Origin of the sequence: Sinorhizobium sp. NG07B, assembly GCF_002532005.1 — a bacterium.
Classification (GTDB): domain Bacteria; phylum Pseudomonadota; class Alphaproteobacteria; order Rhizobiales; family Rhizobiaceae; genus Sinorhizobium; species Sinorhizobium fredii_C.
Genome location: NZ_NWTD01000025.1, coordinates 1 through 12,233, shown reverse-complemented (window position 1 = coordinate 12,233; position 12,233 = coordinate 1). Strand labels below are relative to the sequence as shown.

The following is a 12,233-nucleotide window of genomic DNA, read 5'->3' as shown; positions in this document are numbered from 1 at the left end:
AGACCGCGCCGATCGCTTCGCATGTCGCGAGTTGGCGCTGTCTTTGGAGGAATCACCTGGAAAAGTCAACTCCCCGGCGCTTCCATTTTGGCAAAGGCGCAGCCTATGCCAGAATCTTGTCGATCTCGGCGGTGACCGCTCCCACGTCCGCCATCCCGTCCACGGTCTTCAACTGACCGGTGCGGGCATAATGGTCCGAAAGCGGAGCCGTCTTTTCCCGGTATTCCGTCAGCCGCTTTTTGAAGGCCTCGGGATTGTCGTCGGAGCGCACCGTGCCACCGGCGGCAACGGTTTCCGCCACGCGATTCTCCATGCGCCGGACAAGGGCTGCCTCGTCGACCTTCAACTCGATGACCGCATCCAGTTTCAGGCCTTTGCTCTCAAGCATCCGGTCGAGCGCAATCGCCTGCGGAACCGTGCGCGGATAGCCGTCGAGGATGAAGCCCTTGGCGCAGTCCGCAGCGTCGATGCGGTCGGAGACGATTTCATTGACGATCTCATCGGAGACCAGCTGGCCGGCATCCATGACCGCTTTCGCGCGCTTGCCGACCTCGGTCGCCTGGGCAACGGCGGCCCGGAGCATGTCCCCTGTGGAAAGCTGCGGGATGCCGTATTTCTCCGTCAGAAGCTTGGCCTGCGTACCCTTGCCAGCGCCCGGCGGTCCCAAAAAAATAAGTCTCATCGTCCCCTCTTTCCTCCGCGCAGCTTCGACTTCTTGATCAGCCCCTCATACTGCTGGGCAATGAGGTGACCCTGGATCTGTGCTACCGTATCAAGGGTGACGCTGACAACAATCAAAAGCGACGTACCACCAAGGTAGAACGGCACACCAGTCTGCGAAATGAGGATTTCGGGCAGAATGCAGACGAAAATCAGGTAAATCGCACCGACTACAGTGATACGTGTCAGCACGTAGTCGATGTATTCGGCCGTGCGCTCACCGGGGCGAATCCCCGGAATGAAGCCACCGTGCTTCTTCAGGTTATCGGCTGTGTCCTTCGGATTGAAGACGATCGCGGTGTAGAAGAAAGCGAAGAAGGCAATCATCGCGCCGTAGAAGAACATGTAGAGCGGCTGGCCGTGCGCCAGCGCCCCGACGATGGCGGTCGCCCAGCCGGGCAGCGTCGCGGCATTGGCGAAGCCGGCAAGCGTTGCGGGCAGCAGCAGCAGCGACGAGGCGAAGATCGCCGGGATGACGCCCGAGGTGTTGAGCTTCAGCGGCAGGTGGGACGTGTCGCCCTGGAACATGCGGTTGCCGACCTGGCGCTTCGGATACTGGATCAGCAAGCGGCGCTGGGCGCGCTCGACGAAGACGATTAGGGCAATGACCGCAACCACCATGACGATGATCGCCAGGATCAGCGGCGTCGAGAGGGCGCCGGTGCGGCCGAGCTCAAGGGTTCCGGCAAGCGCCGTCGGCAGATGGGCGACGATGCCGGCGAAGATGATCAGCGAAATGCCGTTGCCGATGCCGCGCGAAGTGATCTGCTCGCCGAGCCACATCAGGAACATCGTGCCACCGAGCAGCGAAATCACCGTCGAAATCCGGAAGAACCAGCCCGGATCGTTGACGAGGCCGCTACCGCTCTCGAGACCCACGGCAATGCCGTAGGCCTGCAAGGCGCCGAGCAGCACCGTGCCGTAGCGGGTATACTGGTTGATGACCTTGCGGCCCTGCTCGCCTTCCTTCTTCAACTGTTCGAGCGCCGGGACGACCGAGGTCATCAGCTGCACGATGATCGAAGCGGAGATATAGGGCATGATGCCGAGCGCGAAGATCGCCATGCGCTCCACTGCACCGCCCGAGAACATGTTGAAGAGGCCGAGGATGCCGCCGGCCTGGCCCTGGAAGGCCTGGGCGAACGCGGCCGGGTTGAGGCCGGGCAGCGGGATATAGGTGCCAAGACGGTAAACCAGAAGCGCACCGAGGGTGAACCAGAGCCGTTTCTTCAGATCTTCCGCCTTCGCGAAAGTCGAGAAATTCAGGTTCGAGGCGAGCTGTTCCGCTGCAGAAGCCATGCAATTCTCCGCGTACCAAGTCTCGGAAACAGCGGGAGAAACCCGGTCAGTTCCGGCAAGAGTAAGTCTTCGTCGATGAAAACCGGGCGCGAGGCGATTGTCGCTGCAATCGGATGCCTCACCGTGGTTTCCGTTGTGTCCCTTTCGCGGCAAGTGATTCGCCGCCCTCGGACGTGAGGCTCACATATGGGAGCAAAACCGCCCGGCGTGAAGCACCCCGGGCGGTTCATCAGTCATATTATTCCGCAGCGGCGGCTGCCAGCAGCTTCACCGAGCCGCCGGCCTTTTCGATCTTCTCGACGGCCGGCTTGGAAGCGCCTGCGACTTCGAGCGAAATCTTCGCCTTCAGCTCGCCGTCGGCGAGGACACGAACGCCATCCTTCTCGCGACGGATGACGCCGGCCGCCTTCAGGGCAGCCGCATCGACGATCTTCGAGGCGTCGAGCTTTTTTGCATCGATTGCCGTCTGGATACGGCCGAGCGACACGACAACAAACTCCGAAGCGAAGATGTTGTTGAAGCCGCGCTTCGGCAGACGGCGGTAGATGGGCATCTGACCGCCTTCGAAGCCGTTGATCGCCACGCCGGAACGGGCCTTCTGGCCCTTCACGCCGCGGCCGGCGGTCTTGCCGGAACCGGAGCCGATACCGCGCCCAAGACGCTTGCGGCTCTTGGTTGCGCCTTCGTTGTCTTTGATTTCATTCAGTTTCATATCTCGATCCCCCTCACTTCTCGTCGACGACGCGAACGAGGTGCTGGACGGCCCGGATCATGCCGCGAACGGCCGGAGTGTCCTCCAGCGTGCGAACCCGGTGCATCTTGTTGAGGCCCAGACCGATGAGCGTCTGACGCTGTACGGCCGGACGGCGGATGGGGCTACCAATCTGCTCGACGGTAACCGTCTTCTTGGCAACTTCTTTCTTAGCCATCTGTCAGCTCCCTTATTCTTCGGAAGCAGCGCCGGCGGCAACGCGACGGGCCTGGAGCGTGGCGTACTTCATGCCGCGCTGTGCCGCGATGTCCTTCGGGTGCATCTGGTTCTTGAGCGCGTCGAAGGTGGCGCGAACCATGTTGTAGGGGTTCGACGAACCGGTCGACTTGGCAACGACGTCGTGAACGCCGAGCGTTTCGAAGACGGCGCGCATCGGGCCACCGGCGATGATACCGGTACCGGGCTTGGCCGAGCGCAGCAGCACCTTGCCGGCGCCGTGGCGGCCGTTAACGTCGTGATGCAGCGTGCGGCCGCCGCGCAGCGGTACGAAGATCAGGTCGCGCTTGGCGGCTTCCGTCGCCTTGCGGATGGCCTCCGGCACTTCGCGTGCCTTGCCATGGCCGAAGCCGACGCGGCCCTTCTGGTCGCCAACGACGACGAGAGCGGCGAAACCGAAACGACGACCGCCCTTCACCACCTTGGCGACGCGGTTGATTGCGACGAGCTTATCGACAAATTCGCTGTCGCGCTCTTCGCGGTTCTGGCGATCTTCGCGAGAACCTCTTCTTTCTTGTGCCATTGTCCTCTTCCTTTTTCTTTTCCGGGTGCAATCGGCAGATTGACGAAAGTCGCCTCGGACGAGCCGAAGCGACCGGGTAATTGCGAGGCGGATCCGCCCGGACATCTCTGCCCGGGCGGCGAACCTTAGAAGTTCAGGCCGCCTTCGCGAGCTGCCTCGGCCAGCGCCTTGACGCGGCCGTGGTAGATGAAGGCGCCGCGATCAAAGACAACGTCCTTGACGCCTGCCTTGGAAGCGCGTTCGGCAAGGAGCTTGCCGACGGCTGCAGCTGCCGCCGTGTCGGCGCCGGTCTTCAATGACGACTTGAGATCTGCCTCGAGGGTCGAGGCAGCGGCAAGCGTCTTGCCGGCAACGTCATCGATGATCTGCGCATAGATGTTCTTCGACGAGCGATGAACCGACAGGCGCGGGCGGCCATTGGCGACCGCCTTGATTTGACGGCGCACGCGGCTGGCGCGACGCACAAGAGTATCTTTCCTGCTAGCCATTTCGCGTGATCCTTACTTCTTCTTGCCTTCTTTGCGGACGATCCGCTCTTCGGCATACTTGACACCCTTGCCCTTGTAGGGCTCGGGGCCGCGGTATTCGCGGATTTCCGCGGCTACCTGGCCGACCTGCTGCTTGTTGATGCCCGAAACGACGATTTCCGTCGGCTTCGGCACAGCGATCGTGATGCCTTCCGGCGTCTGGTAGACGACGTCATGGCTGAAGCCGAGCGCCAGCTGCAGGTTCCTGCCCTGCATCGACGCGCGGTAGCCGACGCCGTTGATTTCGAGCTTGCGCTCGAAACCGTCCTTGACGCCCTTGAAGATGTTCTCGATCATCGTGCGGGACATGCCCCACTTTGCACGAGCATCCTTGGTTTCATTGAGCGGCTGAACGAAAACCGCATTGTTTTCGAGCTTCACCGAAACTTCGTCGTTTGCGACGAAGAACAGTTCGCCCTTCGGGCCCTTTGCCGTTACCTTCTGGCCATCGACGTTAGCCGTGACGCCTGCCGGAACCTGAACGGGCTTCTTACCGATACGAGACATTGTTATACCTGTCTGTTCGCTATGGAGATCCTGCCCGGTCTTAGAAGACCGAGCAAAGAATCTCGCCACCAACATTCTGTTCGCGTGCCTGGTGATCGGCCATCACGCCCTTCGGTGTCGAAAGGATGGTGATGCCGAGGCCGTTCGCGACCTGCGGAATGGACTTGACCGAGACATAAACCCGGCGGCCCGGCTTGGAGACGCGCGAGATCTCACGGATCACGGAGGCGCCTTCGTAGTATTTCAGTTCGATGTTCAGCTCGGCCTTGCCGTTGCCAAACTCGACTTCAGAATATCCGCGGATATAGCCTTCGGCCTGAAGGACATCCAGAACGCGCGCGCGGAGCTTGGAAGCCGGCGTGGACACGCTCGACTTGCGGCGAGCGGCGCCGTTGCGGATACGGGTGAGCATATCGCCCAAAGGATCAGTCATTGCCATGTACCCGTCTCCTTACCAGCTCGACTTGACGATGCCCGGCACCTTGCCGAGATTGCCCAGTTCGCGAAGCGCGATACGCGACATGCGAAGCTTGCGATAGTAGGCGCGCGGACGGCCGGTCACTTCGCAACGGTTGCGGATGCGGGTCTTCGACCCATCCCGGGGCAGTTCTGCCAGCTTGAGGGTGGCCTTGAACCGCTCTTCGATCGACAAAGACTGGTTCATGATGATTGCCTTGAGGGCCGCACGCTTCGCGGCTTGTCCGGCAACCAGTTTGCGGCGGCGCTTGTTCTTTTCAACTGCGCTCGTTTTCGCCATAACAGTTATCCTTCTTTACGCTTGTCGTTACGGATTACTGACGGAACGGGAAGTTGAACTCTGCAAGCAGAGCGCGCGCTTCGTCGTCGTTAGTTGCCGTCGTGCAAACGATGATGTCCATGCCCCACATCTGATCAACCTTGTCGTAGTTGATCTCAGGGAACACAATGTGCTCCTTGACGCCCATGGCGAAGTTGCCACGACCATCGAAGGACTTCGGATTGAGACCGCGGAAGTCGCGAACACGCGGAAGAGCGATGTTCACGAGACGATCCAGGAACTCATACATCCGAACGCCGCGCAGGGTAACCTTGGCACCAATCGGCATGCCTTCGCGCAGCTTGAAGCCAGCGATGGAGTTGCGAGCGCGGGTGATCACCGGCTTCTGGCCGGCAATCGCGGCGAGGTCGGCAGCAGCAACGGACGGCTTCTTGGAATCGCCGGTCGCCTCGCCAACACCCATGTTGATGACGATCTTGTCGAGACGCGGGATCTGCATTTCGTTGGCGTAGGAGAACTTCTCCTGCATCGCCTTGCGGATGCGCTCCACATATTCCTTCTTGAGCCGCGGCTCATAAGCGGTCTTAGCCATCGATCACTTCTCCCGAACGCTTGGCCACGCGGACCTTCTTGTCACCATCGATCTTGAAACCGACGCGGGTCGGCTTGCCGTCCTTCGGATCGGCGACCGCGATGTTCGAAAGGTGGATCGGGGCTTCCTTGTTGATGATGCCGGCTTCCTGGCTCTGGGTCTGGCGCTGGTGACGCTTCACCATATTGACGCCACGCACGACAGCCTTGTCTTCCTTCGGCATGACCTGGATGACTTCGCCGGAACGGCCCTTGTCCTTACCGGTGAGTACGACGACCTTGTCGCCTTTGCGAATCTTTTGCATCTCTCAACGCTCCCTTAGAGTACTTCCGGAGCCAGCGAGATGATCTTCATGTGGTTCTTGGCGCGAAGTTCGCGCGGAACCGGTCCGAAGATACGGGTGCCGATCGGCTCTTTCTTGTTATCGATAAGAACGGCTGCGTTGGTGTCGAAGCGGATGACGCTGCCATCCGGACGGCGGATGTCCTTCGCAGTGCGAACGACAACTGCCTTCATGACATCACCCTTCTTCACGCGGCCGCGCGGAATGGCTTCCTTGATCGAAACGACGATGATGTCGCCGATCGACGCGTATTTGCGCTTGGAGCCGCCCAGCACCTTGATGCACATGACACGACGTGCGCCGGAATTATCCGCCACCTCGAGGTTTGTTTGCATCTGAATCATGTCAGGTCGCCTTCTTGTTGTTACCAGGCCGGTTGGGTCGAAACCCCCTCGCCCGGCTTATTGTGCTTATCTCAAAGCAAAAGAACGCCCGAACTCGAGCGTTCCTCTGCTTCAATTGCGTGCTTCATACAGATATTTGCCTGGGACGCAAGGGTCTGACGGGCAAAACCTGCAGAAATCAAGCCTGGGCGGAGACGACCGTCCAGCGCTTGTCCTTCGAAATCGGCGCGCATTCCTCGATGGAAACGACGTCACCGACCTTGTACTGGTTGTTCTCGTCGTGAGCCTTGTACTTCTTGGAACGACGAACGGTCTTCTGGAGGATCGGGTGCGCAAAGCGGCGCTCGACCCTGACGACGACGGTCTTGTCGTTCTTGTCGCTGACGACGGTGCCCTGCAGAATGCGTTTCGGCATTTTTTGTGGTCCTTAGGCCTTGGCTTCTGCCGCCTTCTGGCGGGCAATGGTTTTGATGCGTGCGATGTCCTTGCGGACTTCGTCAATACGCGAAGACTTCTCGAGCTGGCCGGTAGCCTTCTGGAAGCGCAGGTTGAACTGCTCCTTCTTCAGCTTGGCGAGCTCTTCCTTGAGCTGATCGGCGCTCAGAGCGCGAACATCTGCGGCTTTCATGAGCTTCACTCCTTACTCTGCGATACGCTGCACGAAGCGCGTCTTGACAGAGAGCTTGGCAGCGCCAAGACGAAGTGCCTCACGGGCGAGTTCTTCGTTGACACCATCGATCTCGAACATCATACGGCCGGGCTTGACCTTGCATGCCCAGTATTCAACCGAACCCTTACCCTTACCCATGCGGACTTCGGTCGGCTTGGCGGTGACCGGCACGTCCGGGAACACGCGGATCCAGACCCGGCCGGCGCGCTTCATGTGGCGGGTGATCGCGCGGCGGGCCGCTTCGATCTCGCGCGCATTGACGCGGTTCGGCTCCTGAGCCTTGAGGCCGAATTCGCCGAAGGCAAGATCAGAACCGCCCTTGGCTACGCCCTTGATGCGGCCCTTGAACTGCTTGCGATACTTCGTACGCTTTGGCTGCAACATTTTTTTACTTCTCCGATATTGGCTGCCACGCGCGAATGTTACGCGTTTTCACGACGACGGTCGCGACCGCCACCGCCCTGGTTGTCACTCTCGCTTGCACGGCGCTCGGAAGCCATCGGATCGTGCTCGAGGATTTCACCCTTGAAGATCCAGACCTTGACGCCGCAGATACCGAAAGCGGTTTCGGCTTCTGCCGTGCCGTAGTCGATGTCGGCGCGCAGCGTGTGCAGCGGAACGCGGCCTTCGCGATACCATTCGGTACGAGCGATTTCCGCCCCGCCGAGGCGGCCGGCGCAGGTGATCTTGATGCCTTCGGCGCCGAGGCGCATCGCCGACTGAACGGCGCGCTTCATCGCGCGGCGGAAAGCCACGCGGCGCTCGAGCTGCTGCGCGATCGATTGGGCGACCAGCGTTGCGTCGACTTCGGGCTTCCGCACTTCGACGATGTTGAGGTGCGTTTCCGAATTGGTCATCTCGGAAAGCTTCTTGCGCAGCTTTTCGATGTCGGCGCCCTTCTTGCCGATGATCAGACCCGGACGAGCCGAGTGGATCGTCACGCGGCACTTCTTGTGCGGACGCTCGATCACGACCTTGGCGATACCGGCGGCCTTCAGCTCTTCCATGAGATAGGCACGGATCTTCAGGTCTTCGTGCAGGAGCTGGCCGTATTCGGCGTTGTCCGCGAACCAACGGCTGTCCCAGGTCCGGTTGATGCCGAGACGGAAACCGATCGGATTAATCTTCTGGCCCATTATGCGGCCTCCCCTTTGGCTTCCACTTCACGAACAACGATCGTCAAGTGCGAGAACGGCTTTTCGACGCGCGATGCACGACCGCGACCACGGGCGTGGAAGCGCTTCATCACGATCGACTTGCCAACGTAAGCTTCCGCGACGATGAGCGAATCAACGTCGAGGTCGTGGTTGTTCTCGGCATTCGCGATCGCGGATTCAAGCGTCTTCTTGACGGTGCCTGCGATGCGCTTGCGGGAGAATTCGAGTTCGGCCAGAGCGCGGTCGACCTTCTTGCCGCGGATCAGCGCGGCAACGAGGTTGAGCTTCTGGGGGCTGACGCGGATCGTGCGCGCAATGGCCTGCGCCTCATTATCCTTCAGCCGGCGTTCGGCTTTTGCCTTGCCCATTGTTACTTCCTCTTTGCCTTCTTGTCCGCACCATGACCGTAGTAGGTCCGGGTCGGAGAGAATTCACCAAACTTGTGTCCGACCATGTCTTCGTTGACGCTGACCGGGACGTGCTTGCTGCCGTTGTAGACGCCGAAGGTAAGGCCGACAAACTGCGGAAGGATCGTGGAGCGGCGGCTCCAAATCTTGATCACTTCGTTACGACCGCCTTCGCGGACCTTCTCAGCCTTCTTGAGAAGATAGCCGTCAACGAACGGACCTTTCCATACTGAACGAGTCATTCGAGACTTCCTCTCTTACTTCTTCTTCTGGTGCCGCGAGCGCATGATGAACTTGTCGGTCGACTTGTTGGAGCGCGTACGCTTGCCCTTCGTGGGCTTGCCCCACGGGGTAACCGGGTGACGGCCACCCGAGGTACGGCCTTCACCACCGCCGTGCGGGTGGTCAACCGGGTTCATGACGACGCCGCGTACGTGCGGGCGCTTGCCGCGCCAACGCGAACGGCCAGCCTTACCGTCATTGATGTTGCCGTGATCGGGGTTCGATACAGCACCGATCGATGCAAGGCAAGAGCCGTGCACCAGGCGCTGTTCGCCCGAGTTCAGGCGAAGGATCGCCATGCCCTGGTCGCGGCCGACGAGCTGCGCGTAGGTTCCGGCGGAGCGGGCGATCTGACCGCCCTTGCCCGGCTTCATTTCCACATTGTGGATGATGGAGCCGACCGGAATGAACTGCAGCGGCATGGTGTTGCCGGGCTTGACGTCGACAGCCTTGTCCGAAGCGATGACCTTGTCGCCGGCGGCAAGACGCTGCGGCGCCAGGATATAGGCCTGTTCGCCGTCGGCGTAGTTGACGAGCGCGATGAAGGCGGTGCGGTTCGGGTCGTATTCCAGACGCTCGACCGTGCCCTCGACGTCGAACTTGCGACGCTTAAAGTCGACAAGGCGGTAGGACCGCTTGTGACCGCCGCCCTGGAAGCGGACGGTGATGCGGCCCAGGTTGTTGCGACCGCCCTTGGAGGACAGGCCCTGGGTCAGCGCCTTGACCGGCTTGCCCTTGTAGAGGCCGGCGCGGTCCACGATGACCAGCTGGCGCTGGCTCGGCGTCGTCGGATTGAAACTTTTCAATGCCATTTTCTTGTTCCCTTTTGGGTTTTTACCCTAATGGGCCTATCCGTTAGAGACCGGTCGAGACGTCGATGGACTGACCTTCGGCGAGCGTGATGATCGCCTTCTTGACGTCCTTCTGCTTTCCGGCGAAACCGCGGAAGCGCTTCAGCTTACCCTTGCGGACGAGCGTGTTGACGGCCGTGACCTTGACGCCGAACAGGGCTTCGACTGCAGCCTTGATCTCAGGCTTCGAAGCGCCCTTGGCGACGTTGAAGACGACCTGGTTCTGTTCGGAAACCAGCGTCGACTTTTCGGTGATCGAGGGAGACACGATCACGTCGTAGTGGCGAAGATCCGTCATTTGAACCGCTCCTCCAGAGCTTCCACAGCAGCCTTGGAAAGCACCAGCTTGCCACGGCGCAGAATGTCGTAAACGTTGATGCCCTGGACCGGCAGAACGTCCACATTCGGGATGTTCTGGGCTGCGAGCTTGAAGTTGTTCTCGATCTCGGCGCCGCCGATGATCAGAGCGTTGGTCAGGCCAAGCGAGGCGAATGCGCCGGCGAGCGCCTTCGTCTTTGCTTCGTTGGCGACGAGATCGTCGAGGACGATGATCTCTTCTGCCTTGAGCTTGGCCGACAGCGCGTGGCGCAGGCCGAGCGCCCGGACCTTCTTCGGCAGGTCGTGCTCATGGCTGCGCACGACCGGGCCGTGAGCCTTGCCACCGCCGCGGAACTGCGGAGCACGTGCGGAGTGGTGGCGGGCGCGGCCCGTACCCTTCTGCTTGTACATCTTGGCGCCGGTGCGCGCGACTTCGGCGCGGCCCTTGGCCTTGTGCGTGCCCTGCTGGCGCTTGGCGAGCTGCCAGCGGACGACGCGGGCGATGATGTCTTCACGGGGTTCGAGGCCGAAAATGGCGTCAGAAAGGGAAACCTTTCCCGCGTCCTTGCCCTCGAGGGTTTTGACGGTGAGATCCATTATTCGGCTCCCTTACTTCTGTTCTGCGGCGCGCACAGCGGCCGGGCGCGGTGCGCCTTCCGGAGTGCCCGACTTGATTGCGTCGCGAACGACGATCCATGCGCCCTTGGAGCCGGGGACGGCGCCCTTGACCAGGATCAGGCCGCGATCTTCGTCGGTCGATACGACTTCGAGGTTCTGCGTGGTGACGCGCGTCTGGCCCATGTGACCAGCCATGCGCTTGCCCTTCCAGACGCGGCCCGGATCCTGGTTGGAACCGGTCGAACCATGCGAGCGGTGCGATACCGATACACCGTGCGTGGCGCGCAGACCGCCGAAGTTATGACGCTTGATGGCGCCGGCGAAACCCTTGCCGATCGTGGTACCGGTGACGTCGACCAGCTGCCCAGCGACGAAATGGCCGGCCGTCAGTTCGGCGCCAATGTCGATCAGGTTGTCAGCGGTGACGCGGAATTCGACGAGCTTCGCCTTCGGCTCGACGCTCGCAGCGGCGAAATGGCCGCGCAGAGCCTTCGTCGTGTTCTTCACCTTGGAACGGCCGGCACCCAGCTGAACTGCGGTATAGCCGTTCTTTTCTTCGGTGCGGTGGGCCACTACCTGGCAGTTCTCCAGCCGCAAAACTGTTACCGGGATATGCTCGCCGGCGTCGTTGTAGACGCGGGTCATTCCCACTTTCTGTGCAATCACACCTGAACGCATCGGTTCACGCCTCTTGTTAAGGGTTCCCGTCCGGTGCATCCGCACCTTCCGGTTTCCTGTTCCTGGAAGCCGTTGGAGAAACTCCACGTACCTTCCTTGTTATTTCGGCTTGCGCCGGGATTCTTAAAGCTTGATCTCGACGTCGACGCCGGCGGCCAGATCGAGCTTCATCAGCGCATCAACCGTCTGCGGGGTCGGATCAACGATATCGAGAAGACGCTTGTGCGTGCGCATCTCGAACTGTTCGCGGCTCTTCTTGTCGACGTGCGGCGACCGGTTGACCGTGAATTTCTCAATCCGGGTCGGAAGCGGCACGGGCCCGCGCACACTCGCACCGGTGCGCTTGGCCGTCGACACGATTTCGCGCGTGGAGGCATCGAGGATCCGGTGGTCAAACGCCTTGAGGCGGATGCGGATATTCTGGCCGTTCATTCGACTTGTCCTTGCTCGTGTTTCCCGTGTGCCTTTCGACGGCACACACTCAAACTTCTGAATTCGTTCGCTTAGCCGCTTCTTTCAAAAATCGCAGGGACACGGGCGACCATGTCCCTGCCGAAACGGCTCAAGCCGTTTTGTCGTTACTCGACGATGGAGGCGACGATGCCGGCGCCGACGGTGCGGCCGCCTTCACGGATAGCGAAGCGCAGCTTCT

General features: G+C 60.8%; 23 protein-coding genes and 1 pseudogene. All 24 read right to left on the bottom strand.

Annotated features, from left to right (window positions below):
• Positions 1–103 precede the first annotated feature (103 nt).
• On the bottom strand, positions 104–682 hold the full coding sequence (locus CO664_RS29240) for an adenylate kinase (protein WP_037426911.1): 579 nt from the start codon (positions 680–682) through the stop codon (positions 104–106).
• Positions 679–2,019: a preprotein translocase subunit SecY gene (gene secY, locus CO664_RS29235; protein WP_037426908.1), complete on the bottom strand. Its 1,341-nt coding sequence runs from the start codon at positions 2,017–2,019 to the stop codon at positions 679–681. The genes CO664_RS29240 and secY overlap by 4 nt, the downstream gene beginning before the upstream one ends.
• Positions 2,020–2,257: 238 nt before the next feature.
• Complete coding sequence (rplO, locus tag CO664_RS29230; protein WP_037426907.1) at positions 2,258–2,731, bottom strand: 50S ribosomal protein L15; 474 nt, start codon at positions 2,729–2,731, stop codon at positions 2,258–2,260.
• A 13-nt stretch (positions 2,732–2,744) separates the two neighbouring features.
• Positions 2,745–2,948 (bottom strand): 50S ribosomal protein L30, encoded by a 204-nt coding sequence (gene rpmD / locus CO664_RS29225; RefSeq protein ID WP_026617379.1) that lies wholly within the window; start codon positions 2,946–2,948, stop codon positions 2,745–2,747.
• A 12-nt stretch (positions 2,949–2,960) separates the two neighbouring features.
• Positions 2,961–3,530 (bottom strand): 30S ribosomal protein S5, encoded by a 570-nt coding sequence (gene rpsE / locus CO664_RS29220; RefSeq protein WP_037426905.1) that lies wholly within the window; start codon positions 3,528–3,530, stop codon positions 2,961–2,963.
• Positions 3,531–3,655: 125 nt separating this feature from the next.
• Positions 3,656–4,018 carry a 50S ribosomal protein L18 gene (gene rplR / locus CO664_RS29215; protein ID WP_018239495.1) on the bottom strand — a complete coding sequence of 121 codons (363 nt, stop codon included), beginning with the start codon at positions 4,016–4,018 and terminating at the stop codon, positions 3,656–3,658.
• A gap of 12 nt (positions 4,019–4,030) precedes the next feature.
• The gene (rplF, locus tag CO664_RS29210) at positions 4,031–4,564 is read right to left on the bottom strand and encodes a 50S ribosomal protein L6 (RefSeq protein ID WP_097540687.1); all 534 of its coding nucleotides are present in this window, start codon (positions 4,562–4,564) and stop codon (positions 4,031–4,033) included.
• Between the two features lie 40 nt (positions 4,565–4,604).
• Positions 4,605–5,003, bottom strand: coding sequence for a 30S ribosomal protein S8 (gene rpsH, locus CO664_RS29205; protein WP_037426899.1), 399 nt, complete (start codon positions 5,001–5,003; stop codon positions 4,605–4,607).
• Between the two features lie 12 nt (positions 5,004–5,015).
• Positions 5,016–5,321, bottom strand: coding sequence for a 30S ribosomal protein S14 (gene rpsN / locus CO664_RS29200; protein ID WP_012707764.1), 306 nt, complete (start codon positions 5,319–5,321; stop codon positions 5,016–5,018).
• A gap of 34 nt (positions 5,322–5,355) precedes the next feature.
• Complete coding sequence (rplE, locus tag CO664_RS29195) at positions 5,356–5,913, bottom strand: 50S ribosomal protein L5 (RefSeq protein WP_018239492.1); 558 nt, start codon at positions 5,911–5,913, stop codon at positions 5,356–5,358.
• Positions 5,906–6,217 (bottom strand): 50S ribosomal protein L24, encoded by a 312-nt coding sequence (rplX, locus tag CO664_RS29190; RefSeq protein WP_018239491.1) that lies wholly within the window; start codon positions 6,215–6,217, stop codon positions 5,906–5,908. The genes rplE and rplX overlap by 8 nt, the downstream gene beginning before the upstream one ends.
• Before the next feature lie 14 nt (positions 6,218–6,231).
• A complete protein-coding gene (gene rplN / locus CO664_RS29185) occupies positions 6,232–6,600 on the bottom strand; it encodes a 50S ribosomal protein L14 (RefSeq protein ID WP_037426895.1) in 369 nt (122 codons plus the stop codon).
• A gap of 178 nt (positions 6,601–6,778) precedes the next feature.
• Complete coding sequence (rpsQ, locus tag CO664_RS29180; RefSeq protein ID WP_018239490.1) at positions 6,779–7,015, bottom strand: 30S ribosomal protein S17; 237 nt, start codon at positions 7,013–7,015, stop codon at positions 6,779–6,781.
• 12 nt (positions 7,016–7,027) lie between these two features.
• Positions 7,028–7,228: a 50S ribosomal protein L29 gene (gene rpmC / locus CO664_RS29175; protein ID WP_011975176.1), complete on the bottom strand. Its 201-nt coding sequence runs from the start codon at positions 7,226–7,228 to the stop codon at positions 7,028–7,030.
• 12 nt (positions 7,229–7,240) lie between these two features.
• On the bottom strand, positions 7,241–7,654 hold the full coding sequence (gene rplP / locus CO664_RS29170) for a 50S ribosomal protein L16 (protein ID WP_003536531.1): 414 nt from the start codon (positions 7,652–7,654) through the stop codon (positions 7,241–7,243).
• Positions 7,655–7,692: 38 nt separating this feature from the next.
• Entirely contained in the window at positions 7,693–8,406 is a 714-nt protein-coding gene (rpsC, locus tag CO664_RS29165; protein WP_037426884.1) for a 30S ribosomal protein S3, read from the bottom strand.
• Positions 8,406–8,795: a 50S ribosomal protein L22 gene (gene rplV, locus CO664_RS29160; protein WP_012707758.1), complete on the bottom strand. Its 390-nt coding sequence runs from the start codon at positions 8,793–8,795 to the stop codon at positions 8,406–8,408. The genes rpsC and rplV overlap by 1 nt, the downstream gene beginning before the upstream one ends.
• 2 nt (positions 8,796–8,797) lie before the next feature.
• Positions 8,798–9,076, bottom strand: coding sequence for a 30S ribosomal protein S19 (gene rpsS / locus CO664_RS29155; protein WP_018239488.1), 279 nt, complete (start codon positions 9,074–9,076; stop codon positions 8,798–8,800).
• 15 nt (positions 9,077–9,091) lie between these two features.
• A complete protein-coding gene (gene rplB / locus CO664_RS29150) occupies positions 9,092–9,928 on the bottom strand; it encodes a 50S ribosomal protein L2 (protein ID WP_097540686.1) in 837 nt (278 codons plus the stop codon).
• 43 nt (positions 9,929–9,971) lie between these two features.
• The gene (locus CO664_RS29145; RefSeq protein ID WP_012707756.1) at positions 9,972–10,265 is read right to left on the bottom strand and encodes a 50S ribosomal protein L23; all 294 of its coding nucleotides are present in this window, start codon (positions 10,263–10,265) and stop codon (positions 9,972–9,974) included.
• Positions 10,262–10,882 (bottom strand): 50S ribosomal protein L4, encoded by a 621-nt coding sequence (rplD, locus tag CO664_RS29140; protein WP_037383029.1) that lies wholly within the window; start codon positions 10,880–10,882, stop codon positions 10,262–10,264. The genes CO664_RS29145 and rplD overlap by 4 nt, the downstream gene beginning before the upstream one ends.
• Before the next feature lie 12 nt (positions 10,883–10,894).
• Positions 10,895–11,581 (bottom strand): 50S ribosomal protein L3, encoded by a 687-nt coding sequence (gene rplC / locus CO664_RS29135; RefSeq protein ID WP_037383028.1) that lies wholly within the window; start codon positions 11,579–11,581, stop codon positions 10,895–10,897.
• A 123-nt stretch (positions 11,582–11,704) separates the two neighbouring features.
• Positions 11,705–12,013 carry a 30S ribosomal protein S10 gene (gene rpsJ, locus CO664_RS29130; protein WP_003507767.1) on the bottom strand — a complete coding sequence of 103 codons (309 nt, stop codon included), beginning with the start codon at positions 12,011–12,013 and terminating at the stop codon, positions 11,705–11,707.
• A gap of 146 nt (positions 12,014–12,159) precedes the next feature.
• Positions 12,160–12,233: pseudogene (locus CO664_RS30500) on the bottom strand (elongation factor Tu); the annotation flags it as partial.

Excerpts from the sequence above, each read along its gene's own strand:
- CO664_RS29240 (WP_037426911.1), bottom strand. The coding sequence starts at position 682 with ATGAGACTTATTTTTTTGGGACCGCCGGGCGCTGGCAAGGGTACGCAG.
- secY (WP_037426908.1), bottom strand. The coding sequence starts at position 2,019 with ATGGCTTCTGCAGCGGAACAGCTCGCCTCGAACCTGAATTTCTCGACT.
- rplO (WP_037426907.1), bottom strand. The coding sequence starts at position 2,731 with ATGAAACTGAATGAAATCAAAGACAACGAAGGCGCAACCAAGAGCCGC.
- rpmD (WP_026617379.1), bottom strand. The coding sequence starts at position 2,948 with ATGGCTAAGAAAGAAGTTGCCAAGAAGACGGTTACCGTCGAGCAGATT.
- rpsE (WP_037426905.1), bottom strand. The coding sequence starts at position 3,530 with ATGGCACAAGAAAGAAGAGGTTCTCGCGAAGATCGCCAGAACCGCGAA.
- rplR (WP_018239495.1), bottom strand. The coding sequence starts at position 4,018 with ATGGCTAGCAGGAAAGATACTCTTGTGCGTCGCGCCAGCCGCGTGCGC.
- rplF (WP_097540687.1), bottom strand. The coding sequence starts at position 4,564 with ATGTCTCGTATCGGTAAGAAGCCCGTTCAGGTTCCGGCAGGCGTCACG.
- rpsH (WP_037426899.1), bottom strand. The coding sequence starts at position 5,003 with ATGGCAATGACTGATCCTTTGGGCGATATGCTCACCCGTATCCGCAAC.
- rpsN (WP_012707764.1), bottom strand. The coding sequence starts at position 5,321 with ATGGCGAAAACGAGCGCAGTTGAAAAGAACAAGCGCCGCCGCAAACTG.
- rplE (WP_018239492.1), bottom strand. The coding sequence starts at position 5,913 with ATGGCTAAGACCGCTTATGAGCCGCGGCTCAAGAAGGAATATGTGGAG.
- rplX (WP_018239491.1), bottom strand. The coding sequence starts at position 6,217 with ATGCAAAAGATTCGCAAAGGCGACAAGGTCGTCGTACTCACCGGTAAG.
- rplN (WP_037426895.1), bottom strand. The coding sequence starts at position 6,600 with ATGATTCAGATGCAAACAAACCTCGAGGTGGCGGATAATTCCGGCGCA.
- rpsQ (WP_018239490.1), bottom strand. The coding sequence starts at position 7,015 with ATGCCGAAACGCATTCTGCAGGGCACCGTCGTCAGCGACAAGAACGAC.
- rpmC (WP_011975176.1), bottom strand. The coding sequence starts at position 7,228 with ATGAAAGCCGCAGATGTTCGCGCTCTGAGCGCCGATCAGCTCAAGGAA.
- rplP (WP_003536531.1), bottom strand. The coding sequence starts at position 7,654 with ATGTTGCAGCCAAAGCGTACGAAGTATCGCAAGCAGTTCAAGGGCCGC.
- rpsC (WP_037426884.1), bottom strand. The coding sequence starts at position 8,406 with ATGGGCCAGAAGATTAATCCGATCGGTTTCCGTCTCGGCATCAACCGG.
- rplV (WP_012707758.1), bottom strand. The coding sequence starts at position 8,795 with ATGGGCAAGGCAAAAGCCGAACGCCGGCTGAAGGATAATGAGGCGCAG.
- rpsS (WP_018239488.1), bottom strand. The coding sequence starts at position 9,076 with ATGACTCGTTCAGTATGGAAAGGTCCGTTCGTTGACGGCTATCTTCTC.
- rplB (WP_097540686.1), bottom strand. The coding sequence starts at position 9,928 with ATGGCATTGAAAAGTTTCAATCCGACGACGCCGAGCCAGCGCCAGCTG.
- CO664_RS29145 (WP_012707756.1), bottom strand. The coding sequence starts at position 10,265 with ATGACGGATCTTCGCCACTACGACGTGATCGTGTCTCCCTCGATCACC.
- rplD (WP_037383029.1), bottom strand. The coding sequence starts at position 10,882 with ATGGATCTCACCGTCAAAACCCTCGAGGGCAAGGACGCGGGAAAGGTT.
- rplC (WP_037383028.1), bottom strand. The coding sequence starts at position 11,581 with ATGCGTTCAGGTGTGATTGCACAGAAAGTGGGAATGACCCGCGTCTAC.
- rpsJ (WP_003507767.1), bottom strand. The coding sequence starts at position 12,013 with ATGAACGGCCAGAATATCCGCATCCGCCTCAAGGCGTTTGACCACCGG.